Origin of the sequence: Ferrovibrio sp. (assembly GCF_002796975.1) — a bacterium.
Lineage (GTDB): Bacteria > Pseudomonadota > Alphaproteobacteria > Ferrovibrionales > Ferrovibrionaceae > Ferrovibrio.
In genome coordinates, this window is the sequence record NZ_PEKV01000002.1 from 150,003 (window position 1) to 173,679 (window position 23,677).

Annotated in this window: 23 protein-coding genes and 1 pseudogene; 20 read left to right on the plus strand and 4 right to left on the minus strand. The window is 62.6% G+C overall.

Features of this window, described 5'->3' with window-relative positions; all coding sequences use genetic code 11:
• Window positions 1–123 precede the first annotated feature (123 nt).
• The 3 genes from CTR53_RS01400 to CTR53_RS01410 all read left to right on the plus strand — a co-directional run bounded on the left by CTR53_RS01400 (window position 124) and on the right by CTR53_RS01410 (window position 3,056).
• On the plus strand, window positions 124–1,866 hold the full coding sequence (locus CTR53_RS01400; protein WP_367158928.1) for a PHA/PHB synthase family protein: 1,743 nt from the start codon (window positions 124–126) through the stop codon (window positions 1,864–1,866).
• A gap of 66 nt (window positions 1,867–1,932) precedes the next feature.
• On the plus strand, window positions 1,933–2,577 hold the full coding sequence (locus CTR53_RS01405; protein ID WP_290808736.1) for a muconolactone Delta-isomerase family protein: 645 nt from the start codon (window positions 1,933–1,935) through the stop codon (window positions 2,575–2,577).
• A gap of 2 nt (window positions 2,578–2,579) precedes the next feature.
• On the plus strand, window positions 2,580–3,056 hold the full coding sequence (locus CTR53_RS01410; RefSeq protein WP_290808738.1) for a YchJ family protein: 477 nt from the start codon (window positions 2,580–2,582) through the stop codon (window positions 3,054–3,056).
• A 540-nt stretch (window positions 3,057–3,596) separates the two neighbouring features.
• Here CTR53_RS01410 and CTR53_RS01415 read toward each other — a convergent pair.
• Entirely contained in the window at window positions 3,597–4,385 is a 789-nt protein-coding gene (locus CTR53_RS01415) for an SDR family NAD(P)-dependent oxidoreductase (protein WP_290808741.1), read from the minus strand.
• A 204-nt stretch (window positions 4,386–4,589) separates the two neighbouring features.
• On the opposite strand from CTR53_RS01415, the gene CTR53_RS01420 reads away from it, so the two are divergent.
• The 9 genes from CTR53_RS01420 to rpmG all read left to right on the plus strand — a co-directional run bounded on the left by CTR53_RS01420 (window position 4,590) and on the right by rpmG (window position 14,338).
• Window positions 4,590–5,090 carry a PAS domain-containing protein gene (locus CTR53_RS01420; RefSeq protein ID WP_290808744.1) on the plus strand — a complete coding sequence of 167 codons (501 nt, stop codon included), beginning with the start codon at window positions 4,590–4,592 and terminating at the stop codon, window positions 5,088–5,090.
• 153 nt (window positions 5,091–5,243) lie between these two features.
• Window positions 5,244–7,976 carry a type I DNA topoisomerase gene (topA, locus tag CTR53_RS01425; RefSeq protein ID WP_290808747.1) on the plus strand — a complete coding sequence of 911 codons (2,733 nt, stop codon included), beginning with the start codon at window positions 5,244–5,246 and terminating at the stop codon, window positions 7,974–7,976.
• A 5-nt stretch (window positions 7,977–7,981) separates the two neighbouring features.
• Window positions 7,982–10,252 carry a ribonuclease R gene (gene rnr / locus CTR53_RS01430; RefSeq protein ID WP_290808749.1) on the plus strand — a complete coding sequence of 757 codons (2,271 nt, stop codon included), beginning with the start codon at window positions 7,982–7,984 and terminating at the stop codon, window positions 10,250–10,252.
• Window positions 10,249–11,235: a glycerophosphodiester phosphodiesterase gene (locus tag CTR53_RS01435; RefSeq protein ID WP_290808751.1), complete on the plus strand. Its 987-nt coding sequence runs from the start codon at window positions 10,249–10,251 to the stop codon at window positions 11,233–11,235. The genes rnr and CTR53_RS01435 overlap by 4 nt, the downstream gene beginning before the upstream one ends.
• Before the next feature lie 169 nt (window positions 11,236–11,404).
• Entirely contained in the window at window positions 11,405–12,391 is a 987-nt protein-coding gene (locus CTR53_RS01440; RefSeq protein ID WP_290808753.1) for a magnesium transporter CorA family protein, read from the plus strand.
• Window positions 12,388–12,783 (plus strand): DUF983 domain-containing protein, encoded by a 396-nt coding sequence (locus tag CTR53_RS01445; RefSeq protein ID WP_290808755.1) that lies wholly within the window; start codon window positions 12,388–12,390, stop codon window positions 12,781–12,783. Before CTR53_RS01440 ends, CTR53_RS01445 begins: the two co-directional genes overlap by 4 nt.
• Window positions 12,784–12,799: 16 nt before the next feature.
• Window positions 12,800–13,510 (plus strand): NUDIX hydrolase, encoded by a 711-nt coding sequence (locus CTR53_RS01450; protein ID WP_290808757.1) that lies wholly within the window; start codon window positions 12,800–12,802, stop codon window positions 13,508–13,510.
• Entirely contained in the window at window positions 13,507–14,097 is a 591-nt protein-coding gene (locus CTR53_RS01455; RefSeq protein WP_290808759.1) for an NUDIX domain-containing protein, read from the plus strand. Before CTR53_RS01450 ends, CTR53_RS01455 begins: the two co-directional genes overlap by 4 nt.
• A 73-nt stretch (window positions 14,098–14,170) precedes the next feature.
• Window positions 14,171–14,338, plus strand: coding sequence for a 50S ribosomal protein L33 (rpmG, locus tag CTR53_RS01460; protein WP_144069618.1), 168 nt, complete (start codon window positions 14,171–14,173; stop codon window positions 14,336–14,338).
• Window positions 14,339–14,429: 91 nt separating this feature from the next.
• On the opposite strand, the gene CTR53_RS01465 is transcribed toward rpmG, so the two are convergent.
• Complete coding sequence (locus CTR53_RS01465; protein WP_290808762.1) at window positions 14,430–15,794, minus strand: PleD family two-component system response regulator; 1,365 nt, start codon at window positions 15,792–15,794, stop codon at window positions 14,430–14,432.
• 22 nt (window positions 15,795–15,816) lie between these two features.
• Complete coding sequence (locus CTR53_RS01470) at window positions 15,817–16,191, minus strand: response regulator (protein WP_290808765.1); 375 nt, start codon at window positions 16,189–16,191, stop codon at window positions 15,817–15,819.
• A 101-nt stretch (window positions 16,192–16,292) separates the two neighbouring features.
• On the opposite strand from CTR53_RS01470, the gene CTR53_RS01475 reads away from it, so the two are divergent.
• The gene (locus CTR53_RS01475; RefSeq protein WP_290808767.1) at window positions 16,293–17,000 is read left to right on the plus strand and encodes a hypothetical protein; all 708 of its coding nucleotides are present in this window, start codon (window positions 16,293–16,295) and stop codon (window positions 16,998–17,000) included.
• Window positions 16,997–17,849: pseudogene (locus CTR53_RS01480) on the plus strand (ROK family protein). Before CTR53_RS01475 ends, CTR53_RS01480 begins: the two are co-directional and overlap by 4 nt.
• A gap of 5 nt (window positions 17,850–17,854) precedes the next feature.
• Here the strand turns inward: CTR53_RS01480 and CTR53_RS01485 are convergent.
• Window positions 17,855–18,655, minus strand: coding sequence for a DUF1849 family protein (locus tag CTR53_RS01485; RefSeq protein WP_290808818.1), 801 nt, complete (start codon window positions 18,653–18,655; stop codon window positions 17,855–17,857).
• Between the two features lie 196 nt (window positions 18,656–18,851).
• On the opposite strand from CTR53_RS01485, the gene CTR53_RS01490 reads away from it, so the two are divergent.
• The 6 genes from CTR53_RS01490 (at window position 18,852) to CTR53_RS01515 (ending at window position 23,677) form a co-directional block, all read left to right on the plus strand.
• Window positions 18,852–19,811 carry a D-glycerate dehydrogenase gene (locus tag CTR53_RS01490; protein WP_290808769.1) on the plus strand — a complete coding sequence of 320 codons (960 nt, stop codon included), beginning with the start codon at window positions 18,852–18,854 and terminating at the stop codon, window positions 19,809–19,811.
• 151 nt (window positions 19,812–19,962) lie between these two features.
• Window positions 19,963–20,676 (plus strand): GGDEF domain-containing protein, encoded by a 714-nt coding sequence (locus tag CTR53_RS01495; RefSeq protein WP_290808771.1) that lies wholly within the window; start codon window positions 19,963–19,965, stop codon window positions 20,674–20,676.
• 112 nt (window positions 20,677–20,788) lie between these two features.
• Window positions 20,789–21,250 carry a RidA family protein gene (locus CTR53_RS01500; protein ID WP_290808773.1) on the plus strand — a complete coding sequence of 154 codons (462 nt, stop codon included), beginning with the start codon at window positions 20,789–20,791 and terminating at the stop codon, window positions 21,248–21,250.
• Between the two features lie 4 nt (window positions 21,251–21,254).
• Window positions 21,255–21,722, plus strand: coding sequence for a RidA family protein (locus tag CTR53_RS01505; protein WP_290808775.1), 468 nt, complete (start codon window positions 21,255–21,257; stop codon window positions 21,720–21,722).
• Between the two features lie 9 nt (window positions 21,723–21,731).
• Window positions 21,732–22,490: a glycerophosphodiester phosphodiesterase gene (locus CTR53_RS01510; RefSeq protein WP_290808777.1), complete on the plus strand. Its 759-nt coding sequence runs from the start codon at window positions 21,732–21,734 to the stop codon at window positions 22,488–22,490.
• Window positions 22,487–23,677, plus strand: coding sequence for a GNAT family N-acetyltransferase (locus CTR53_RS01515; protein ID WP_290808779.1), 1,191 nt, complete (start codon window positions 22,487–22,489; stop codon window positions 23,675–23,677). Before CTR53_RS01510 ends, CTR53_RS01515 begins: the two co-directional genes overlap by 4 nt.

Sequence of the window (23,677 nt, forward strand, 5' to 3'; positions counted from 1 at the left end):
AATAAGGACTGTCGGATGGCGAAGCAACCGGACAGTGGCAAACCGGACACCGACGTCAAATTGCCCGATCCGGCCGTCTGGGCCCGGAATTGGGCCCGGATTACTGAGCAAAGTCAGAAGCTGATGGCAGATATGGCTGTCCGGCAGCAGGCCGAGCCCGGCCCTGCCCCGGCCGCAGGCTCCCTGACCGGCCCGGTCAACCCCGATCCGCTGAATGTCGGCGGCGCCTTCCTGGAGGTCGCCCATCACCTGATGGCCGACCCGGCCAAGCTGGCGGATGCCCAGATGAAGCTGTGGCAGGACTACGCCAAGCTCTGGGCCAACACCACCGACCGTTTCCTCGGCCGCCCGGCTGCCCCCGTCGTGGAGCCCGACAAGGGCGACAAGCGCTTCAAGGATGCCGGGTGGCAGGACGGCCCGGTCTTCGACTTCCTGAAACAATCCTACCTGCTGACCTCGCGCTGGGTGCAATCCACCATGAGTCAGGCCGAGGGCGTCGACCCCAAGGTTGCGCGCAAGGCCGAGTTCTACGCCAAACAGTTCCTCGATGCGCTGTCACCGTCGAACTTCGTACTCACCAATCCGGAGGTGATGCGCGCCACCATTGAGAGCAGCGGCGAGAACCTGGTGAAGGGCTGGGAGAATCTGGTCGAGGATATCGAGCGCGGCCACGGCAAACTCGCCGTCAAGATGGTAGATGCCAAGGCCTTCACCGTCGGCGAGACCATCGCCACCGCGCCGGGCCAGGTGGTCTACCAGAACGACCTGATGCAGTTGCTGCAGTTCGAGCCGACCACCAAACAGGTCTACAAACGGCCGCTGTTCATCGTGCCGCCCTGGATAAACAAATATTACATCCTCGACCTGAAGCCGCAGAATTCCTTCATCCGCTGGATGGTCGACAAGGGCTATACCGTCTTCGTCGTCTCCTGGAACCAGCCGGACGAAAACACGGCCGACAAAACCTTCGAGAGCTACATGCGCGAAGGCATCCTCGAAGGGCTGGATGCCGTGAAGAAGGCGACCGGCGAGGACGAGGTCACCGCCATCGGCTACTGCATCGGCGGCACGCTGATGGCCGCCACGCTGGCCTGGATGGCGCAGAAGAAGATCGACCGCATCAAGGCGGTCACCTTCTTTGCCGCCCAGGTGGATTTCACCGAAGCCGGCGAACTTAGCGTCTTCACCGACGAAGATACGGTGAAGCATCTGGAAAACCTGATGTCGGAAAAGGGCTATCTCGATGGCAGCGAGATGGCGACCACCTTCAACATGCTGCGCGCCAACGACCTGATCTGGTCTTTCGTGGTGAACAACTACCTGCTGGGCAAGGAACCCTTCCCCTTCGACCTGCTGTACTGGAATTCCGACTGCACGCGCATGCCGGCCAAGATGCACAGTTTCTACCTGCGCAATATGTATCAGAAGAATCTGCTGTCGCAGCCGGGCCAGCTGGAACTGGCCGGCGAGAAGCTCGACCTGCGCCAGATCAGGATTCCGGTCTATCTGCAGGCCAGCAAGGACGATCACATTGCGCCCTATCGCTCGGTTTACAAGGCGACGCAGCTCTATGGCGGGCCAGTGCGTTTCATGATGGCAGGTTCGGGGCATATCGCCGGCGTGATCAACCACCCGGATGCGAAGAAATACCAGCACTGGCTCAACGACACGAAAACCAATCCGCCGAATGTCGAGGACTGGATCAAGGGCGCGAAGGAATATCCCGGTTCCTGGTGGGATGACTGGGACAAATGGCTGGCACCGAAATCCGGCGAGAAGGTGCCGGCGCGCAAACCGGGCGATGGCAAGCTGAAGGTGATCGAGCCCGCGCCGGGCAGTTATGTGAAAAAGCGGATCGTGGACTGACGCGCACCCACTGCCCTCCAGTGCCAAGCCCGGCCATGACAATTTGGAAAGAAGGAACACCCCACCATGCTCGCGCTCATCGACGTCACCTTCAATTTCACCACGCTGGGCGACAAGGCGCAGCAGCTTGTGCGCGCCGAATGGGACGAGGAAGAACGTCTACTCGCGAAAGGCCAGTTCGTCGGCATCTGGCGCAAGGCGAATGGCATGGGCACGATGTTCATTATCGACATGCCGAACAACGAGGCAGTCGGCAACCAGGTGCGCGCCATGCCACTCTATCCGTATTTCACGGATGTGAAGGTCACGCCGCTGATCAGCCATCCGAACTTCCCGCAGTTTGCCCGCGCGCCACAGGCGCATGAAAAGCCGGACAGCAAGCCGAAGCCGGATAGCAACCTGTTCCTCTGCGATGTGCGGATCGAATACGCGCGCGCCGGCGACCGGTTCAAGGAACTGGTGCAGGCCGAATGGCGCGAGTCCGAGACGATGCTGGCCAAGTACCAGCTGGTCGGCATCTGGCGTCGTGCCAATGCACTCGGCACCTTTGTGCTGTGGAACCTGCCCGATGCCGATGCGGTGGCGACGACGCTGCGCGGCATGCCGCTGTATCCCTGCTTCACCAAGGTGGACGTCATCCCGCTGGCGCTGCATCCCAACTTCCCGCAGTTCGCCCGCCCCGCCGAGACGCACGAGAAGCCGGCGGCGTAAATTTGCACCCCTGCCCCTGTCAGTCCGGCCAGTCTTTCGAGGCCTGCTGCGGTCCGATCCTGGCCGGTACGCCGGCGCCAACTGCGCTGGCGCTGATGCGCTCGCGCTACACTGCCTATGCACATGGCGATGTGGCACATCTGGCGCGCACCTTGGCGCCGGAACATCGCGCCGGCTTCGACACGGCCGATGTCAGTGTCGGCATGCGCGAGACGCAGTGGCTCGGGCTGGAGATTCTCGACACGGAAGCTGGCGGCGCAGAGGACAGCAGCGGCATTGTTGAATTCGTCGCGCGGTTTCAGGCGCAAGGTCAAACCCGCGCCCTGCACGAACGCTCGCGCTTCCGCCGCGACACGGACGGCAGCTGGGTCTATGTCGATGGTGAGACGGCTTTGCAGCCGGTGAAGAAACCCGGCCGCAACGACCCCTGCCCCTGCGGCTCAGGCAAGAAGTTCAAGCAATGCTGCGGGCGGACGTAGATACGCCGCTATATGCTGGATCGCGGAGAACTAGAAAGTCTCCGGCTTTTCCATGATCAATTCACCGTCGCATGTAAAAGAGATGATCTGGCCCTGCCATGCGTGCAGGCTCCATGGGTCATCATCTGGTTCTGCATAACCTGCGGGTCTAATCAGAAGTTCTCCGCCCATGTCGAACTTCAGGATAGTGGAGTGCAAAATTGCCCCCTGTCCCGCGTGTACGAGCCTCTGACCATCAAACTCCAGAAGAGTCGCAGCCAGCGTTTGCTCACTGGCATCACGGCTTATGGCCTTGCAGTGACAGTCGTGACCTCCCAGTCACAATGCTGTACCCAGAAATGCCAGTCGCCGCATAAATGCACCTTGCGCCGTGCAAGATGACGCCGGGTTTCCTCCGGAGCATCTGCATGGGTTTCCGCCGGCCCACGACATCGAGATGTGGTGCACCGAATTCCATCGTCAGAAAAGTGCCGTGCCCCTTCCGGACTGACCAGACCAATTGCCCGATCAGAGGCCGGAATACGGATTCCAACGTCATCGTCAGCTGTTCTTCTTCTGCGCCCGCATCGTCGGCAGACCGATACCAGTGCTGTCAAACCCGCCATCGACGCACAGCACCTGCCCGGTGACGAAGCTGGCCTGGTCGCTGCACAGGAAATAGATCGCATTGGCGAGTTCGCTTTCCAGACCGTAGCGATTCAGCGGCATGTGGTCGTGATAGTCGGCGCGGATTTCCGGCGTGTGCACCGCCACCGCCATCGCCGTGTTCACCGGGCCGGGCGCCACTGCGTTCACGCGGATGCCGTATTCGCCGAGTTCGGCCGCCTGCTGCTTGGTCAGATGCGCAAGGCCGGCCTTGCTGGTGCCGTAAGCGACGCGCAAGGTCGAAGCGCGCAGGCCCGAGATCGATGTGATGTTGACAATGGCACCACCGCCCTGGTCGCGCATCAGCCCTGCTGTGGCCTGCGTCATCAGGAAGGGGCCGGTCAGGTTGACGGCCATGACCTTCTGCCAGTCATCCAGGGTCACCTCCAGGATCGGCTTGAAGATGGCGATGCCGGCATTGTTCACCAATGCGTCGATGCGACCGAACTTGTCCCTGGCCTTCTGCACGGCCTCCTGAACATCGGAAGGGTCGGACACATCGGCGCGGATGGTCAGGATCATCTCGGGATTGCCGAGGCCCTTTGCCGCCTCCTCCAGCACATCGCCGAGGATATCGAGCATCACGACGCGCCAACCCTCGTCGAGGAATTTCGTCGCGGCCGCCAGACCCAGACCGCGCGCCGCACCGGTGACAAAGGCAACCTTGTTGGTGACGACGGACATGCTGCACTTCCCCCATCTTTATGCTGCGCAAAAAAACTAGCCCGATAAGCGGTATACCGACCAGTGGCAGCAGGGTGGAAAATCCCTGTCTTTACCCTTCGGGTAGGCTGACAGAATCATCCATTTGCGGTATCCTCAGGCGAAACATACCGGATGTTGGGTCGACAGCCGGGTGTTTCCGACCGGGGGTAGTGAAACAACTGCATGGGCCTGATGCTGGAAGGCGCACCGCAACTGACGCTGGATACGCTTCGGGCCCTCTATAACTATTGGGCCGGTAAGCGTAATGGCCGTGCCCTGCCCGACCGCGCCGATATCGATCCCATCGAGATGAAGGCTTGGCTCGGCAACCTGATGCTGGTCGAGCGCATCGACGGCAACGACTACCTCTATCGCCTCTACGGCTCGACTTTCGTCAATCAGTTCAAGGTCGACATGACCGGCAAGCGGGTGAACGGACTGCCGGAAAAGCAGGCCGAACTGCTGCGCAGCGAATACGACGCCGTCGTGCATAGCGGCATCCCGATGTCGCGCCGCTACACCGCCACCTTCGATTACACCTCGCGCGACAAGCGCTCGACCTGGCAGGTCGAACGCAGCTGGGAGCGGCTGGCCCTGCCGCTGACCGCCGGGGGGCCGGACGTGAAGATGCTGCTGGTCGCCGCTTTCCCGCTGGAGCCGGCGCCGGAAGACCGTCTGTCCTAAAATACAAATAAATCATATACTTATAACACCGCTCCGACGGTCGGGTTTGACAAGGCGGATTCCATCGCCCATGTTCCCGCTGCCGCGCCGGTCGGGACTCCGTCCAGACTTGGTAAGAGCGTACGCCTCATTTTTGTTGGAAAACTGCGCATTATGAAAGTGGTTGTCGTCGAGAGCCCGGCGAAGGCAAAAACCATCGAGAAGTATCTCGGCCCCGGTCACACGGTACTGGCCTCGTTCGGCCATGTCCGCGACCTGCCCGCCAAGGATGGGTCTGTCGAGCCCGACAAAGACTTTGAGATGCATTACGAGATGTCTGGCCGCGGCTCGGAATCGATCCGCGCCATCGCCGGTGCCCTGAAGGATGCCGACACCCTGATCCTGGCGACTGACCCGGATCGCGAGGGCGAGGCGATTTCCTGGCATGTGCTGGAAGCCCTGAACAACCGCAAGGTCGTGAAGAGCAAGACCGTGCGCCGGGTGGTATTTAACGAGATCACCAAGTCGGCCGTGCTGGACGCCATGGCCAATCCGCGCGACATCGACATGGATCTGGTCAACGCCCAGCAGGCGCGCCGGGCGCTGGACTATCTGGTCGGTTTCACCCTGTCGCCGGTGCTGTGGCGCAAGCTGCCCTCGGCCAAATCGGCCGGTCGCGTGCAGTCGGTGGCTTTGCGCCTGATCTGCGAGCGCGAGACCGAGATCGAAGCCTTCAAAGCCCGCGAATACTGGACCATCGGCGCCGATTTCCGCACACCGCAGAACCAGATCGTGACGGCGCGCCTGGTCGAACTGGCCGGCAAGAAGCTCGACAAGTTCGACATCAACAACGAAGCCGCCGCCAAGGCCGCCATGGCAAAGCTGGCCGGGCAGAGCTATGCTGTCAGTGACGTCTCGATCAAGCCGGCCAAGCGCCACCCCTCGCCGCCCTTCACCACCTCGACCCTGCAGCAGGAAGCGGCGCGCAAGCTCGGCTTCTCGGCGCAGATGACCATGCAGATCGCCCAGCGCCTGTATGAAGGCGTGACGATCGGCGGCGAGACCACCGGCCTCATCTCCTATATGCGTACCGACGGCGTGAGCATGGCGAATGAAGCCATCCGTGCCGCCCGCGACGTGATCGCCGAGGATTTCGGCCGCGATGCCGTGCCGGAAAACTGGCGCGTTTACAAGACCAAGCAGAAGAATGCGCAGGAAGCGCACGAGGCGATCCGCCCGACCGATTTCCGCCGGCGCCCGAAATCCGTCGCCCGCTACCTCGATGAGGTACAACTCAAGCTTTACGAACTGATCTGGGTGCGCGCCCTCGCCAGCCAGATGGAATCGGCCGAGCTGGAACGCACCACCGTCGATATCGCAGCATCCAACAAGGCCGGTACCTTCCGCATCACCGGCACCGTCATTCTCTCACCGGGCTTCCTCAAGCTTTACGAGGAAGGCATCGACGACAAGTCGAGCGACGATGAGGAGGGCGCGCGCCTGCCGAAGATGAGTGTCGGCGAGGCGATGAAGGAAGAAGGCGTCAAGCCGGAGCAGCATTTCACCGAACCGCCGCCGCGTTTCTCGGAAGCCAGCCTGGTGCGCAGGCTGGAAGAGCTCGGCATCGGCCGGCCTTCGACATATGCGGCCATTCTGGAGGTCCTGAAGGCGCGTTCATATGTGAAGCTGGAGAACAAGCGTTTCCAGCCGGAGGATGCCGGCTGGCTCGCCTATGCCTTCCTGGTCTGCTTCTTCGAACAGTATTTCGCCTACAGCTTTACCGCCGGTCTGGAAGAGAAGCTCGACGAGATCGCCGAGCATAATCTCGACTGGAAGAAGGTACTGACCGACTTCTGGCAGGATTTCAGCCAGCATGATCCGAAGGACCCTGTTTTCTCCTCGGTGAAGGATGCGGTCACCCGCATCGACGAGAAGATGGGCCGCCGCGGTGAAGTGCTGGATGCCATCAACGCGCTGCTGGAGAATCACTTCTTCCCACCGCGCGAAGATGGCAAACCGGCCCGTCTCTGCCCTGCTTGTAATAAAGGCTCGCTCGGCATCAAGGCCGGCCGCACCGGCGCCTTCATCGGTTGCTCGGACTATCCTGAATGCAGCTACACCCGCCCGCTCAGCGCCGGCGGCAACGGTCATGGCGACATCGCCATCTCGGGTCCGCAGGAAGTAGGGGCCGACCCAGCCACCGGCCTGATGATTACTTTGCGCCAGGGCCCGTTCGGCCCTTATGTCCAACTTGGCGAGGTGGAAGGCGAAGGCAAAGCGAAGACCAAGCCGAAACGCGCCTCGCTGCCCAAGGGCGTGACGCTGGAAGACGTAACGCTGGAAATGGCGCTGAAGCTGCTGGCCCTGCCCCGCGTGGTCGGCCTGCATCCGACGACGGCCAAGGAAATCCTTGCCGGCCTCGGCCGCTTCGGGCCGTATCTGCTGCATGATGGCGCCTATACCAAGCTGAAGGACGCCATGGAGGCGCTGGAGATCGGCATCAACCACGCGGTCGAGAAGATCGCCGAAGCCGATGCCCGCCGCAAAGGCCCGCGCCAGCGCGCCGAACTGAAGGTGCTGCGCGAAGTAGGCAAGCATCCCGACGACGAGGCGCCGATCCAGGTGATCGACGGCCGCTATGGTCCGTATATCAAGCACGGCGCCACCAATGCGCCGATCCCGCGCGGCACCGAAGTGGACGCGCTAAGCATTGATCAGGCCATCGAGGCGATTGCGTCCCGCGCCAAGAAGGGCGGCAAGGGCAAGAAAAAGGCTGCCCCGAAGGCCAAGAAGGCTGCCGCTCCCAAGGCCGACAAGCCCAAAACAGAAAAGCCAGCAGCTAAAAAGGCAGCGAAGAAAGCGGCACCGAAGAAGAAGGCCGCGGCCAAGAAAGCCGCAGCAGCGTAAGCCGCGTGGCGAAGAAAAAGATCGCAGCCGGGCTTCCGTCCAAACAGGACATCCTGCAATACATTGCCGACAACCCCGGCATGGTCGGCAAGCGCGAGATCGCCAAGGCGTTCGGCGTTGGCCCCGAGCTGCGTGTGCAGCTCAAGGGCCTGTTGCGTGAACTGAAGACAGAGGGCGATATCAACCAGGGCCATGGCAAACGCATGGCGCCAAAGGGGGAACTGCCTGAGGTGACGCTGGTCGATATCGTCAAGCTGGATCGCGACGGCGACATGATGGGCCGCCCGGTCGAATGGTCCGGCGAAGGCGATCCGCCGCGAATCATCTTCGAGGTTGGCGGCAAGGTACGCCGGCGTGAGATGGCCGATGTCGGCGTCGGCGACCGCGTGCTGGCCCGCCTCACCCGCGCCGGTCGCAACCGCTATGCCGCCCGCGTCATCAAGCGACTGGAAAAAGACGAGCAGCCGGTGCTGGGCGTCTTCACGCTCACCGAAGACGGCGAAGGCCGCCTGCAGCCCACCGACAAGAAGGTGCGCCACGAGTATGTGATCGCGCCGGAGCATCGTAACAACGCGAAATCGGGCGAGATCGTCGTCGCGCAGCCGCAGCAGGGGCGCCGTTACGGCCTCAAGACAGCGAAGATCACCGAAGTGATCGGCAGCAGCCTGGATCCGAAGGCGCTCAGCCTGATCCCGATCTTCACTCTGGGCATCCCGACCAAGTTCTCTGAGGCCGCCATCCGTGACGCCGAAAAGGCCAAGCCGGTGACGCTGGGCCAGCGCGAAGATTTGCGGGCCATTCCGCTGATCACTATCGACCCGGAAGATGCGCGTGACCACGACGACGCCGTGTTTGCCGAGCCTGACACCGATCCGGATAATCCCGGCGGCTGGCATGCCATCGTGGCGATTGCCGACGTGGCGCATTACGTGCGGTCGGGCAGTGCGCTGGACCATGATGCACGCGCCCGTGGCAACTCAACATATTTCCCGGACCGCGTCGTACCGATGCTGCCTGAGGCGCTGTCAGCCGATCTCTGCTCCCTGGTCGAACACAAGGACCGCGCCTGCATGGCCGTGCATCTGTGGTTCGATGCCGATGGCAACAAGAAGCGCCATAAATTCGTGCGCGGCCTGATGCGCTGCGCTGCCGGACTAAACTATCGCCAGGTGCAGAACGCCATCGACGGCATGGCCGACGCGATGGCGCAGCCCTTCCTGGAGCCGGTGCTGAAGCCGCTCTACGCCTGCCACGCCGCCGTGAACAAGGCGCGCGAGGCGCGGCAGCCGCTGGCGATCCATGCGCCGGAGCGCCGGGTGGTCATGGGCAAGGATGGTCATATCGCTGCCATCAAGCCGCGCGATCATATGCTGAGCCATCAGGTGATCGAGGATTTCATGATCGCGGCCAATGTGGCGGCGGCAGAGGAACTGGAAAAGCGCCGGCAGCCCTGCATGTACCGCGTGCATGAGCAGCCGTCAGACGAGAAGATCGACAGCTTACGCAAATTCCTCAACACGCTGGATTACAAGCTGGCCAAAGGCCAGGGCCTGCGGCCGATGCATTTCAACGCCATCCTCAAGGCAGCCATCGGCAGCGAGCATGAACAGCTTATCAACACGGTTGTGCTGCGCAGCCAGATGCAGGCGACCTATTCACCGGACAACCGGGGGCATTTCGGTCTCAACCTGCACAAATACGCGCATTTCACCTCGCCGATCCGCCGTTATGCCGACGTGCTGGTGCATCGCGCCCTGATCCGCGGCCTGGATCTGGGCGATGACGGCCTGCCGCCCGAGGACGACGCCGATTTCGAGAATATCGCCGAACATATCTCGCTGACCGAACGCCGTTCGATGCAGGCCGAGCGCGATGCGATGGACCGCTTCGTGGCCGCCTTCATGTCGGAGCATGTCGGCGCGCAGTTCGATGGCCGCATCACCGGCGTCACCCGCTTCGGGCTGTTCGTTGAACTGGATGAGACAGGCGCCGACGGCTTCGTGCCGATCTCCACGCTGGGCGACGATTTCTACGAACATGACGAGGCATCTCGCGCGCTGGTCGGCAAGCGCAGCAAGAAGCGCTTCCGGCTCGGCGACGGCGTCACCGTACGGCTGGCCGAGGCCACGCCGGTCACCGGCGGCCTGCGTTTCGAGATCATGGGCAGCGGCGGGCAAAGCACCAATACGCGTCGTGGCGGCGCTGAAAAGCCTGCACTGAAGAAACCGACCAATCGCCCGAGCTGGGCCAAGCACAGGAGCAAGAAGCGCCGATGAAAACTCTCGCCATTCTCGCCGCTGCGACCACTCTCATACTGAGCGCCACTGCGTCCGGACAGGAAATCCAGGGCCATCGCGGCACGCGCGGCCTGATGCCGGAAAACACCCTGCCCGCTTTCGCCAAGGCGCTTTCGCTCGGAGTCGACAATCTCGAACTCGATCTGCAGATCACCAAGGATAACAAGCTGGTGATCTGGCACGATCCGGTGCTGAAGTCGTATCTGGCACGCAATGCTGACGGCAGCTGGGTGGCCGACAACCAGCACGTCATCTGGCAGATGACCCTGGACGAGCTGCGTCAGTTCGACGTCGGCCGCGTCAACAAGACCACCAAATATGGGCAGACCTACCCCGAACAGGCCGGCATCGACGGCACGCATATCGCGACTTTCGATGAATTCATCGCGCTGGTGCGCAAATCCGGCAACGACAAAGTCCGGTTTAATATCGAGATCAAGCTGGACCCGCGCGATGCCCCGCTGACGGCGCCGGTGGAACAGCATGCAGCCATGGCAGTGAAGGCCATTCGCGATGCCGGCATCGCCGACCGCACTACGGTGATCTCCTTCAATTGGGCAACGACCGCTGCCGTGGCGAAGATCGCGCCCGAACTCAGGATCGGCCAGATCACCTTCGAGGCGAATTCGCCGTCAGCCAATATCCTGCGCGGCCAGCCCGGCCCCGGTCCCTGGCTGAACGGTTACGATGTCGACAACTACCAGTCGGTGCCGCAGATGGTGAAGGCCTCCGGTGCCCATGTCTGGGTCTCCTTCTGGCGCAACGTCACGCCTGCGCTGGTGAAGGAAGCCCATCAGCTTGGCCTCAAGGTCAATGTCTGGACGGTCAATGACCAGTCGACCATGGCGCAGATGCTCGACCTCGGTGTCGACGGCATCACCACCGACTATGCCGACCGCCTGCGCGCCGTGATGCAGGCCCGCGGTATGGCCCTTCCAAGCCCCAGCCCGGTTTCACCGTAAACGGCACGCCATAAAATCGTCGCATCCGGCAGTCATGCTGCCCGGACTCGCATCTTGTGGCAAAATCGCCGCAGGCCGCTTTTCAGGGCTTCCCAGGCCCGACTTACAGGGCTAAAAGGGCGCCGCGCTGTACCGCCGGGGCAGCGCCGGAACACCAGGGACGGCCAGCATGATCACTGCCTACCTGCCGCATGGCGGCCAGCTGCAACGTATCGAGCTTACACCGACCTCGACGCTTCCCGAAGGCGTCGTGTGGATTGACCTTGTCGAACCCAGCCAGGTCGAAGAGAAGGCCATCGAAACCCTGCTCGGCATCGAAGTTCCGACCCGTGAAGAGATGCAGGAGATCGAAATCTCCAGCCGTCTGTATCGCGAAGGCGATGCCAGCTTCATGACGGCGAATATCCTCTATCATTCGGAAACGCCGCGGCCGCAGACCACAGCCGTCACCTTCATGCGTACGCCGCGCGCCACGGTGACGCTGCGTTACGCCGATCCGCAGAGCTTCCGTCAGTTCGTGGCGCGCGCCCAGCGCCAGCCGGCCCTGCTTGCCTCGCCCGATGCCGCGCTGTGCGGCATCCTCGATGCCATCATCGATCGCGCCGCCGACGTGCTGGAAGTTGGCAGCCGCGATCTCGACAATATCTCGCGAGATATCTTCCGTTACGACCGCAAGCCGGATGAAATCCCTGACGACGAATCAGATCTGGAAGAAGTCGTGCGCAAGCTCGGTCATATCGAGGATCTGAATTCGCGCATTCGCGACAGCCTGCTATCGCTGACCCGTCTGATTGCCTTCCTGACGCTGACCATGGCCGAGCAACGCGGCACCAAGGAAAGCCGCACTTGGCTCAAGACTCTGGCACGCGACGTGCAGTCACTGAACGAGCAGGCTGCTTTCCTCGCGCATAAGGGCAACTTCCTGCTCGACGCCACGCTCGGTCTGATTAACATCCAGCAAACCAAGATCATCAAGATCTTCTCGGTTGCCGCCACGGTGTTCCTGCCGCCGACGCTGATCGCCAGCATCTACGGCATGAACTTCCAGCATATGCCCGAGCTGAGCTGGCCGATCGGTTATCCGGTCGCCATTTTGCTGATGATCGCGTCCGCCATCCTGCCGTACTGGTGGTTCAGACGGAAAGGCTGGCTGTGAGTCGCGACCCGCTCGACGACTTCATCGAGCGGCCGACCGGCGAAGCCATGTGGCGCGGCTGGAAACAGCATTGCCCGCAGTGCGGACAGGGGCGAATGTATGGCCGCTACCTGAAGGTCAATGAGGCCTGCACCAATTGCGGACTCGAACTCGCCGGTCATCGCGCCGACGATGCACCACCCTATTTCACCATCCTGATCGTCGCGCATATCGTCGTGCCGCTGATGCTGATGTTCGAGCAGCGCCTGCAGCCACCGGAATGGCAGCATATGGTGCTATGGCCGCCGCTGACCGTGTTGCTTTGCCTGTGGCTGCTGCCTCGCATCAAAGGCACGCTGATCGGCCTGCAATGGGCGCGGCGCATGCACGGGTTCGGCAGCGAACCGCATTAGCCGCTATACTGAGCCAATGGGAAACGCCGACTCGGCCAGGACGCCGCCGCAATTAATCGGGCCGCAGCCTATTCGCGATGCCGCCACTCTGATCCTGTGGCGCCGGCGCGGTGGGAAACTGGAAGTGCTGATGGGCGAACGGCATGGCGCCAGCGCCTTCATGCCCAACCGCTATGTGTTTCCCGGCGGTCGCCTCGATCTGGGCGACTACCGTATCCGCCCGGCCACACCGCTCAACCCCGTCAGTACGGTACGGCTGGCACGGTGCCGCGGCACCGGCCCACGCAAGGGCATTGCGCTGGCGCTGGCGGCGATCCGGGAAACCTTCGAGGAAAGCGGCCTGCGCATCGCCGGACCGGCGAAGGCTGCCAAGACGATGCCACCGAACTGGTCAGCCTTCTGTGCCGGCAACCAGGCGCCGGATCCCTCGGCCCTCCTCTACATCTGCCGGGCCATCACCCCGCCCGGTCGGCCCCGCCGCTTCGATGCCCGATTCTTTGCCGCCCCGGCCGAACTGGCGATGGGCGACCTCACGCCCTCGGCCGAACTCGATAAGCTGAGCTGGGTCACCCAGGCCGATACCGAGGGCCTGCCCCTGCCGGGAATCACCCAGTATGTGATCGCCAATCTGGAGCACTGGCTGGCGCCTCCTGCGGCTACAGACCCGGCCCTGCCGGTACCCTTCCACCACATGCTGCGCGGCCAACGCCAGCTGGATTGGGAATGAGCCGGCCTGTCGTCCCGCATGACGCCGGCAGCCTGGTGCTGGTCCGGCAGAGTCCCAGCGGACCGGAAGTGCTGCTCGGCCGACGGGCCGGCAGACACCGCTTCCTGCCCAATGTCTATGCCTTTCCGGGCGGGAGGGTTGATTCATGCGATAAGTTAGAAATATCACTTAAAGCTCTGAATAATATTGACTCCCTATTGCATCCAATGGCCGTCGCAGCCGTCCGCGAAACCTGGGAGGAAACCGGCATCCTGCTTGGTTCGGTCGTTGCCGACCGGCTGCAGCCCAACCTGTCCGGCCTGCGCTACCTCTGCCGGGCGATCACCCCGGTCGAGAGTCCGATCCGCTTTCATGCCCGTTTCTTCCTGCAGGATGTGACCGGGATGCCGCTCACTCTGGGTGGCTCGGGTGAACTGCTCGATCTGGCCTTCCGGCCGCTGGAAACCGCCCTGCGGCTGCCCTTGGCCGACATTACGGAATTCGTCCTGACCATGGTCGGCGGGCTTGGGCCTGACTTGATGCCGCCACGGGCCGCTTTCTGGCGTTACCGCCGAGGTAAACCCATGATCCGCTGGGATAATCCATAGGCGTTGACATCGGGGCGCGAATCCCTATGCTGCGCCGCCAATCCTAGCCGCACCGCATTTTTGGAACCGAGTCATGGCCAAGCCGACTACCCTCAAGATCAAGCTGCTGAGCACCGCCGACACCGGCTACTTCTACGTGACCAAGAAGAACCCGCGTACGAAGACCGAGAAGATGTCGCTGAAGAAGTACGACCCGGTCGCCCGCAAGCATGTCGAATTCAAGGAAACCAAGATCAAGTAAGGTTCCCGCGCCGGCTGTTTCAACCTGGCTGCGAAAGACAAAAAGCCCCGCCATCGGCGGGGCTTTTCATTTTGGGCCGGTGAAATCGCCGTCAGGACTGGCGATAGATAATACGATTGCGGCCGCCATTCTTGGCCTCGTAGAGCGCATCGTCGGCGCGCTTTAGCAGGCTGTCGGCCGTATCGCCCTCCAGCGAAGACGTACAGCCGATCGAGCAGGTCACGGTCAACTCCCCTGCACTGCGCGTCTGGATCGACTTGCCGCCGATCGCATTCAGCAAACGGTTGGCGACCACCTCGGACGATTCCAGATCGGTATCAGGCATCAGCACGACGAATTCCTCGCCGCCGTAACGGCAGGCCATGTCAATGCCGCGGATGTTGCGCACGATCCGGTTGCCTACTTCGCGCAGCACGTCGTCGCCGGCCGGATGACCATGCGTGTCGTTCACCTGCTTGAAGTGATCCAGGTCGAGGATCGCCACCGATGTCCCATGCTGGCTCGCACTCTGCGCCAGCAGGGTGGCAAGGTGCGAGGCCATGTAGCGGCGGTTGTACAGGCCAGTCAGCGCGTCGGTGACCGCCATTTCCATGCTCTGCTGGTAATGCAGGCGCAGGCGGTCCTGGTAGCGCTTGCGGCGCACCTGGGCGCGCAGGCGAGCGATGAATTCGTTGCGGTCGATCGGCCGCACCACATAGTCGGTGACGCCGATCTCCAGCCCTTTTACCAACTGCTTTTGATCGTCCGGCCCCACCAGCAGCAGGATCGGTACGTTGCGGGTTTCCTCGGTGGTGCGGAACTGCGAGCAGAGCCGTAACCCATCGGGATTCTGCAGGCTGAGGCTGACCACAACAGAATCATATTCGACCTGGCGGGCACGGCTCAGCGCATCCATGCCGTCTGCCGTCATCTCGGTGCGGAACTGCCCTTCGATCATGCGCTGCAGGCGCAGCTGATCACGTGGATTGTCCTCCACCAGCAGAATCTGCGCCGCGGCATAATCCTCATTCAGGCTCGGCACCGGCGGCGAAATCACGCCCAGCGATGCCGAGGTACGCTCGCGCATACGCAGCTCGTCCAGCATCAGCTTGACGCGCAGCAGTGACCGGACGCGCGCAAACATCGATGTGTCGTCGACCGGCTTGGTGAGGAAATCGTCGGCGCCGGCACTTAGGCCCTGCACGCGATCTTCGGGATCGCCCAGCGCGGTCACCATGATGACGGGGACATGCGCGGTATCTGGATTGGCCTTAAGCCGGCGACAGACTTCAAATCCGTCCATGCCCGGCATCATCACATCGAGCAGGATCAGATCGGGCTTCTGGTTCACGGCGGCGTCGAGCGCTTCCGGGCCATTGCTCGCCGCAATCACCTCGTAGTATTCGCTGGTCAGCTTAGCTTCCAGCACCTTGACGTTGGTGCGGATGTCATCGACGACCAGAATGCGTGCGGTCATCGGATCACTCGGGCGCTAAATCTCAGGCCTTCGGCTCGAGGAACTGCTTCACAGTCTCGATGAATTTGCCGACCGAGATGGGCTTGGCGATATAGGCGTCGCAACCGCCTTCGCGCATCTTCTCCTCGTCGCCCTTCATGGCGAAGGCGGTCACGGCGACCACCGGGATACTGCGTAGATTGTCGTCTTCCTTGATCCACTTGATCACTTCCAGGCCGGACACCTCGGGAAGCTGGATATCCATCAGGATCAGGTCGGGCCGGTGCTTGCGCACCATGGCCAGCGCTTCCATGCCGTCCTTGGTCTGCAGGGTCTGGTAGCCATGGGCATCCAGCAGGTCGTGGAACAACTTCATATTGAGCTCGTTGTCCTCGACGATCAGTACAGTCTTGCTCATCAGCCCCGGTCCCCGGATAGTATCTGCTGTCGCACGCGCCGTTTTCCCTGCGTATCCAGTATTTTGTAGCACCCCCCACCGGCCGGGCCAAGCCGTTTACCATGACATTCCAGCAGCTGATGAGCACAAAATTCCCTGATCCGACTGAGCTTCCCGTCCCGGTAGCCGAGCAACTCGCCACCCTCGCCCTGACGCGCGGGAAGCCGCTGATTATCGTGGATGCCGACGAGGTCCTGTTCTACTTCATGCGCGGCCTGGAACGCTTCCTGGAAAGCCGCGACCTCTATTTCGACTGGGCCTCCTACGCACTGCACGGAAACATCCGTCAGCGGCGGGACGATGCCCCTGTCGCTGCGGAAATCCTGCACCCCCTGCTACAACGCTTCTTCGCCGACGCTACCGAGGATCTGGAGCCGGTAGACGGCGCCGCACAGGCCCTGGCTGAATTGAGCCGGACGGCGCAGGTGGTTGTCCTGAGCAATGTGCCGATGCCGGCGCGCGGCGCTCGCATCCGTGCTCTTGCGCGACACGGCATGGCCTTCCCCCTGATTGCCAATACCGGCCCCAAAGGTCCGGCCGTCGCGTTCATGCTGAAGCAGACCATGGCGTCTGCCGTTTTCATCGACGACATTCCGCATAATCACAAATCCGTAGCGGAAATCGCGCCTGCGGTGCACCGCCTGCATTACATCGCCGATACACGGCTGGCAGCCCTGCTCGGGCCGGCACCGGACTGCCATCACCGCGCCGATACCTGGCCCGACATGCTGACGCATATCCAGGCCCTGCTCACGCAGGCAGCAAGATGACGGGAATCCGGATCGGCATAGACCTCGGCGGCACCAAGATCGAGGCTATCGCACTTGAGGGCGATGGCACGATCCGGGTGCGCCGGCGCGTGCCGGCACCGCGGGGCGACTACCGTGCAACACTGACCGCCTTGCGTGATCTGACGCAGGCGGTGGAAAGCGAAGCCGGGACAATAGGCCCCATCGGCGTCGGCATTCCGGGCACGATCTCGCCTGCGACCGGCCTGATCAAGAATGCCAATTCCGTCTGGCTGATCGGCCACCCGTTGGATCGCGACCTTGCCGAGGCCACCGGAAGATCCGTGCGGCTGGCCAATGATGCAAACTGTTTTGCGCTCTCCGAGGCGAGCGACGGNNGGCATCGTGGTGGATGGCCGCATCGTGAGCGGCCCCAATTCGATTGCCGGTGAATGGGGCCACAATCCGCTGCCCTGGCCACAGGCCGACGAACTGCCCGGCCCGAAATGTTACTGTGGCAAATTCGGCTGCCAGGAAACATATATGGCTGGCACCGGGCTGGAGCGTGATTTCCGCGAACAGACCAGCCGCGATCTCAAGGGCGCTGATATAGTTGCGGCAGCTGAAGCCGGCGACATGCAGGCCGAAGCCGCTTTGCAGCGTTACGAACACCGCCTCGCTCGCGGCCTGGCGGCGATTCTCAATGTCATCGATCCCGATGTCGTCGTGCTGGGCGGCGGTATGTCGAACCAGGGCAGGCTCTACCGCAATGTGCCGAAACTCTGGGGCGCCTTTGTCTTCTCGGATACGGTCGTCACGCCGCTGGTGAAGAACCGCCATGGCGACAGTTCCGGCGTGCGCGGTGCGGCCTGGCTCTGGCCGGCCGAATAACCGGATCAGCAGGCTTCGCGCGGTTTGAGTTCGAGCAGCTTCAGCGTGGCGCGGATCGCGTAATCGCCGTAATCGAATACGATGTCGTCGGCAATGCCGTTTTCATAAAGCCGATAGGCGATCTCGTAGTCGGGCGTGTCCTGGCCCTTGTCCGATGTGAAATAGGCCAGCCGGATCCGCCAGGACCGCTGCCCCTTCAGCTCAGACAGGATCGGATTGTCACCGGTTTCAGGCGGCAATTCGGCACCGACGAAGCCGCCGACTTCACTATAGGCATCGGGCGAAGCGCCGTCGTAGACGCTGGCCTGCAGCCAGTTGCCGCCGCTACGCGCCAATGCCAGCAGCCGTAGGGTATGTTCGGTCGGGAACATGGCCATCGGCGGCAGGTCGAGATCGATATCCTCGGGCTGGGTGAAATGTACGCTGCCGCCCCTGCTGCCGAGTTTGCCGTCGCCCTTCAGTTCCTGTTCGACATCGCCATTCACTTCGTCGCGCATCTTGAAGCTGAAGCTCTTACCATCCAGCGCTTCCCAGGAGTTCAGCACCATGTTGTTCAGGACGGTGCCGTCGTCAGTCGTGGTTTCGATGACGAAGCGCTGGTTCAGCACATAGCCATCACAGGCATGCACGAATTCCAGGCTGAGCCCGCCGGCAATGCCATGGCGATAATTGCGCGGATCGAGCCGCGCGACCGACAGCGTGTAAAGCGCCCGATGACTGGCCAGATTGCGCGCCACCGCCTGCAGGTCGGTATCGACAGCGTGGGTCGGTTCTGCGGGTACGACGATCAGACCGAGCAGCAACACAACCAACGTAAGCGTCCGGCGCAAAAGAGCGCCGAGGCGGGCATCTGTTCCGGTCCGGGCCATCATTCTGCGGCCATGCCTGTCTGTAGCTGGTAACGACATATGAGGTTAAGAATAGCGCCGCCCCGCATGGAATGAAACCGGCCCGCTCTGATGAGATGGAATCGGACCGGCAGAGATCTGGATTGGAGGTTGCATGAGCAGACCCACTGTTTTCGTGACCCGAAAGCTGCCCGCCGCCGTCGAAGCCCGGGCGACGCGCGACTATAACGCCCGCCTCAATCCCGACGACCGGATCTACACCGCCGACGAACTGATCGCCCGCGCCGCCGATGTCGATGCGATGCTGATCTGCACCTCGGAGAAGATCACAGCCGCGCTGGTCGGGCGCCTGCCGGCACGACTCAAGGTGATTTCGACTTTCTCGGTCGGCTACGAGCATATCGACGTCGCGGCCTGCCGGGCGCGAGGCATCGTGGCGGCGAATACGCCCGGCGCCATGACCGAGGCGACCGCCAATATCGCCATGCTGCTGATGCTGGGTGCGGCCCGGCGCGGCTACGAAGCACAACAGATGGTCCGGCGGGGCGAATGGCACGGCTGGACCTCCACCATGCTGCTGGGCGTCGATTTCAGCGGCAAACGGCTGGGAATTTTCGGCATGGGCCGGATCGGCCGGGCTGTGGCCGAGCGTGCCCGCGCCTTTGGCTTACAGATCCACTACCACAACCGTCACCGCCTGGCGGCGCCCGAGGAACAGGGCGCGGTCTTCCATGACCGTCTCGACGATCTGCTGGCGGTCAGCGACATCCTGTCGATCAATGCCCCCTCCTCACCGGAGACCCGCCATATTCTGAATGCCGAGGCCATCGCCCGCCTGCCGGACGGAGCCATCGTGGTGAATACCGCCCGCGGCGACATGGTGGACGACGAAGCCCTGATCGCCGCCCTGAAGGCCGGCCGGTTGCGCGCCGCCGGGCTGGATGTCTTTGCCGGCGAACCGCAGCTGAATCCCGCCTACCTCGACCTGCCAACCGCCTATCTGCTGCCGCATCTGGGCAGCGCCACAGTGGAGACCCGGGATCGGATGGGTTTCATGGCGCTCGACAATATCGACGCAGTCCTGCAAGGCCTGCCCGCGCCCTACCCGCTGTAGCTGCCGGTGCCGTATTCCAGCCATCCTGTTAACGGTAAGCCGTTGGGAAGGCGGCAAAAACTGCCTTGGCATCAAAACAAATAATCCCTGTTTTCCGGGCTTTTCCCTCTGGCATATGCCTTGCTTTGTAAGGGTCTGAGGAACCCGTACCATGATGCCCGCAAACGACACCCCGCTGACTGAATGGCCCCTGACCGCCCTGGCTGGTCAGCACCATCTCGCGCCCCATTCCACAGGCTTTGCCAGTCTGGTGCTGCGCCTGCGCCTGGCGCTGCGCAGAGATCCCGATCCGATTAAGCGCAACCTTGTCGAACAGATCCTGACCGCGGCAGCCGAAAGCGAGCAGCGCCTGATCGACCAGGCCCAGCGCATTGCAGAGCTGGAAGCCCTGTCCACCACCGACGCGCTGACCGGCCTGCCCAACCGTCGCGCCTTCGAAGCCTTTATGGCAACCGATCTGGCCCGCGCCGGCCGCGACAGCCATGGCGGCACGCTCGCCTTCCTTGATCTCGACCGTTTCAAGGCCATCAACGACCGCCACGGCCACGCCGCCGGCGATGCGGTGCTGTGCCAGATCGCCTTGCGGCTGCGTCCTGCCGCCCGGGCCACCGACTGCCTCGCCCGCCTGCATGGCGACGAGTTCGTGCTGGCTATGCCCGGCGCCACGCGCGAGCAGGCCGAGACCCGCCTCTCCGAACTGGCCAACCGTGTGGAAAAACAGCCGCTGCGCTTCGCCGATGCCCTGATCCCGGTCGGCATCAGCTACGGCTTGTCCAGCTATGACGGCAGTGCCGACCTGCCGACACTGCTGCGCGATTGCGATCGCGCCATGTATGTCCGGAAACAGGCCCGCCGCGACGACTGACCGTCTCGCGGTCTTCGCGGCCGACGCGTTGCCAGCGGCGCGCCATCCGGGCTAGACAGGTAGACAGGATTTACCCTCCTGTTCACCCCCGGATCGCGCCAGGATAATGCACATGAGCCACGACGCCCGCCTTGCCGCCCTCAAGATCGAACTGCCAAACCCGGCCGCACCGGCCGCCAACTACGTTCCCACCGTCATTGCCGGCAACCTGCTGTTCGTCGCCGGCCAGATCACCATTTTCAACGGCGAGCTTCGCCATCTCGGCAAGCTCGGCGCCGGTATCGACGTCGAAACCGGTAAGCAGGCAGCCCGCCTCTGCGGCCTGAACATCATCTCGCAAGCCCGGAACGCGCTCGGCGGCAGCCTGGATCGCATCAAGCGCTGCGTGAAGCTCGGCGGTTTCGTGAATTGCACACCTGACTTCATCGACCATCCGCAGGTGGTCAACGGTGCCTCCGACCTGATGGTCGAAGTGTTCGGCGATGCCGGCAAGCATGCGCGTTTCGCGGTCGGTGCCGTGTCGCTGCCGCGCGGCGTGTCGGTCGAAGTCGACGCCGTCTTCGAAATTGCCTGATCCGATGAGCAGCAACGTCGCCAGCAGATTGCAGGCGAAAGGGCTGGTTCTGCCGCCCGCCCCGGTGCCGGTGGCAACCTATGTCGGGTTCGTCACCGTCGGCAAACTCGTGCATGTCGCCGGCGTCGGCCCGACCTGGGGCAAGGAAGTTCGGCACGCCGGGAAAGTTGGCAGCGATCTCAGTGTCGAGCAGGGCTATGCTGCGGCTCAACTGACCGGCCTCAACCTGCTGGCCCATATGAGCACTGCCTGCGACGGCGATCTTGATCGCATTGCTCGCTGTGTGAAAGTATTCGCGCTGGTGAATGCCGGACCGGATTTCAATGACGCGCATATCGTTGCCAACGGCGTCACCGACCTCTTTGCCGACCTGTTCGGCGCCGATAAATTGCCCGTCAGGGCGCTGACCACGGCGCCGTCACTCCCGCTGAACATCGCCTTTGAGGCCGATGCCGTTTTCCTGCTGCACTGAGAGTTTTGCATGCCGCGTCTCGACATTCCGAAATGGCTGACCAAGACGCCGGTGGCGCATCGCGGCCTGCATGACATCGCCAAGGGCGTGCCGGAGAACTCCCTGCTCGCCTTCCGCAAGGCGATCGAGGCTGGCTTTGCCATCGAAACCGACGTGCGCATCACCGGCGACAAGCAGGTGGTGGTGTTCCACGATGATGTCCTGACCCGGCTCTGCGGTCGCGACGGCATCGTCTGCCAGATGCCGCTGGCCGATCTCAAGCCGCTCAAGCTGCTCGGCACCGAGGAAACCATCCCAAGCTTCCGCGACCTGCTCGATCTGGTGCAGGGCGCCGTGCCGCTGGTGGTGGAGATCAAGAAAGACAAGGGCGAACCGGTCGGACCACTGGAAAGCAGCGTGGCGCGCATGCTGCAGCATTATCCCGGCCCCTTCGTGATCCAGTCGTTCAATCCGCGTACTGTCAAATGGTTCGAGAAAAATGCACCGCAGATCATTCGCGGCCAGATCGCGACCGATCTTGCCAATATGACCAAAGGCCTGAACTGGTTCACCAGACTGCAGCTCAAGCGCGCCCTGATGACCGGCTACGGCAACCCCGACTTCCTCGCCTACGATGTGCGCGATCTGCCTTCCGAGATCACTGCAGCGGCGCGGCGACGCGGCCTGCCGCTGCTGAGCTGGACCGTTCGTACGCCCGGCGAGCGTGCCCGCGCTGCGGCGCACGCCGACAATGTGATCTTCGAGGATCTGTCGACCACGGCTGTATGACCGCACGCCGGGACGCCGCAGCAAGCAAAATCACTGTCCGGGCGCTGACGCAGGTTGCCGACCTGCCGGTCGCCGACTGGGATCGCTGCGCCGGCACCGAGAACCCTTTTGTCGCCCATGCCTTCCTCGACGCGCTGGAACAATCGCGCTGTGTTACGCCGCGCACCGGCTGGCAGCCAACCCATCTGGTCGCGGAGGACGGCGCCGGCGCTGTGATCGGCGTGCTGCCGCTCTATCTCAAAGGACACAGCCAGGGCGAATATATCTTCGACCATGGCTGGGCCGACGCCTATGCGCGTGCCGGCGGCCAATATTACCCCAAGCTGCTGTCAGCGGTGCCCTTCTCTCCCGTCACCGGGCGGCGTTTCCTGGTTGTGCCCGATGCCGACTTCGATACGGTAGCCGGCGCGCTGCTGCACGGCGCGCGCGAGATTGCGCGGCAATACGGACTGTCGTCTGTGCACATCAACTTCCTGGGGGAAACCGAAGCCGAATGGGCGCAGAGCCACGACATGCTGCTGCGCATCGGCGAGCAGTTCCACTGGCAGAATGACGGCTATACGGATTTCGAAGCCTTTCTGACGCAACTGGCTGCCCGCAAGCGCAAGGCGATCCGCAAGGAGCGCCGCGAAGCCGTCGAACGCGGCATCGATATCCGCACGTTTCAGGGCGATACGCTCACGCAGGAACATTGGGACGCGTTCTTCGACTTCTACATGGATACCGGTAGTCGCAAATGGGGCCAGCCGTATCTCAATCGCGACTTCTTCCGCCGCCTGCAGGAGACGATGGCAGATCGCGTGGTTTTGATGATGGCACAGCGCGAAGGCCGCTGGATTGCCGGCGCCTGGAACATGCGCGGCAGCGACACGTTATATGGCCGCAACTGGGGCTGTATCGAATATCATCCCTGCCTGCATTTCGAATGCTGCTACTATCAGGCGATCGACTATGCCATCCGTCATGGACTGAGCCGGGTCGAGGCTGGCGCCCAGGGCGAGCACAAGCTGGCCCGCGGCTACCTTCCCGTGCCGATCTATTCGGTCCATTGGCTCGCCGAGCCAGCCTTCCACGAGGCTGTCGCGCGGTTTTTGAAGGAAGAGCGCGCCCATATGACCGGCATGATCGCCGCGCTCGACCAACATTCACCCTTTCGTCAGGTGACGCCGACAGAGGAAAGCGAATAG

Coding starts and splice junctions, on each gene's coding strand:
- CTR53_RS01400 (WP_367158928.1), top strand. CDS start 124: ATGGCAGATATGGCTGTCCGGCAGCAGGCCGAGCCCGGCCCTGCCCCG.
- CTR53_RS01405 (WP_290808736.1), top strand. CDS start 1,933: ATGCTCGCGCTCATCGACGTCACCTTCAATTTCACCACGCTGGGCGAC.
- CTR53_RS01415 (WP_290808741.1), bottom strand. CDS start 4,385: ATGTCCGTCGTCACCAACAAGGTTGCCTTTGTCACCGGTGCGGCGCGC.
- CTR53_RS01420 (WP_290808744.1), top strand. CDS start 4,590: ATGGGCCTGATGCTGGAAGGCGCACCGCAACTGACGCTGGATACGCTT.
- topA (WP_290808747.1), top strand. CDS start 5,244: ATGAAAGTGGTTGTCGTCGAGAGCCCGGCGAAGGCAAAAACCATCGAG.
- CTR53_RS01435 (WP_290808751.1), top strand. CDS start 10,249: ATGAAAACTCTCGCCATTCTCGCCGCTGCGACCACTCTCATACTGAGC.
- CTR53_RS01440 (WP_290808753.1), top strand. CDS start 11,405: ATGATCACTGCCTACCTGCCGCATGGCGGCCAGCTGCAACGTATCGAG.
- CTR53_RS01450 (WP_290808757.1), top strand. CDS start 12,800: ATGGGAAACGCCGACTCGGCCAGGACGCCGCCGCAATTAATCGGGCCG.
- CTR53_RS01455 (WP_290808759.1), top strand. CDS start 13,507: ATGAGCCGGCCTGTCGTCCCGCATGACGCCGGCAGCCTGGTGCTGGTC.
- rpmG (WP_144069618.1), top strand. CDS start 14,171: ATGGCCAAGCCGACTACCCTCAAGATCAAGCTGCTGAGCACCGCCGAC.
- CTR53_RS01465 (WP_290808762.1), bottom strand. CDS start 15,794: ATGACCGCACGCATTCTGGTCGTCGATGACATCCGCACCAACGTCAAG.
- CTR53_RS01470 (WP_290808765.1), bottom strand. CDS start 16,191: ATGAGCAAGACTGTACTGATCGTCGAGGACAACGAGCTCAATATGAAG.
- CTR53_RS01475 (WP_290808767.1), top strand. CDS start 16,293: ATGACATTCCAGCAGCTGATGAGCACAAAATTCCCTGATCCGACTGAG.
- CTR53_RS01490 (WP_290808769.1), top strand. CDS start 18,852: ATGAGCAGACCCACTGTTTTCGTGACCCGAAAGCTGCCCGCCGCCGTC.
- CTR53_RS01495 (WP_290808771.1), top strand. CDS start 19,963: ATGATGCCCGCAAACGACACCCCGCTGACTGAATGGCCCCTGACCGCC.
- CTR53_RS01500 (WP_290808773.1), top strand. CDS start 20,789: ATGAGCCACGACGCCCGCCTTGCCGCCCTCAAGATCGAACTGCCAAAC.
- CTR53_RS01505 (WP_290808775.1), top strand. CDS start 21,255: ATGAGCAGCAACGTCGCCAGCAGATTGCAGGCGAAAGGGCTGGTTCTG.
- CTR53_RS01510 (WP_290808777.1), top strand. CDS start 21,732: ATGCCGCGTCTCGACATTCCGAAATGGCTGACCAAGACGCCGGTGGCG.
- CTR53_RS01515 (WP_290808779.1), top strand. CDS start 22,487: ATGACCGCACGCCGGGACGCCGCAGCAAGCAAAATCACTGTCCGGGCG.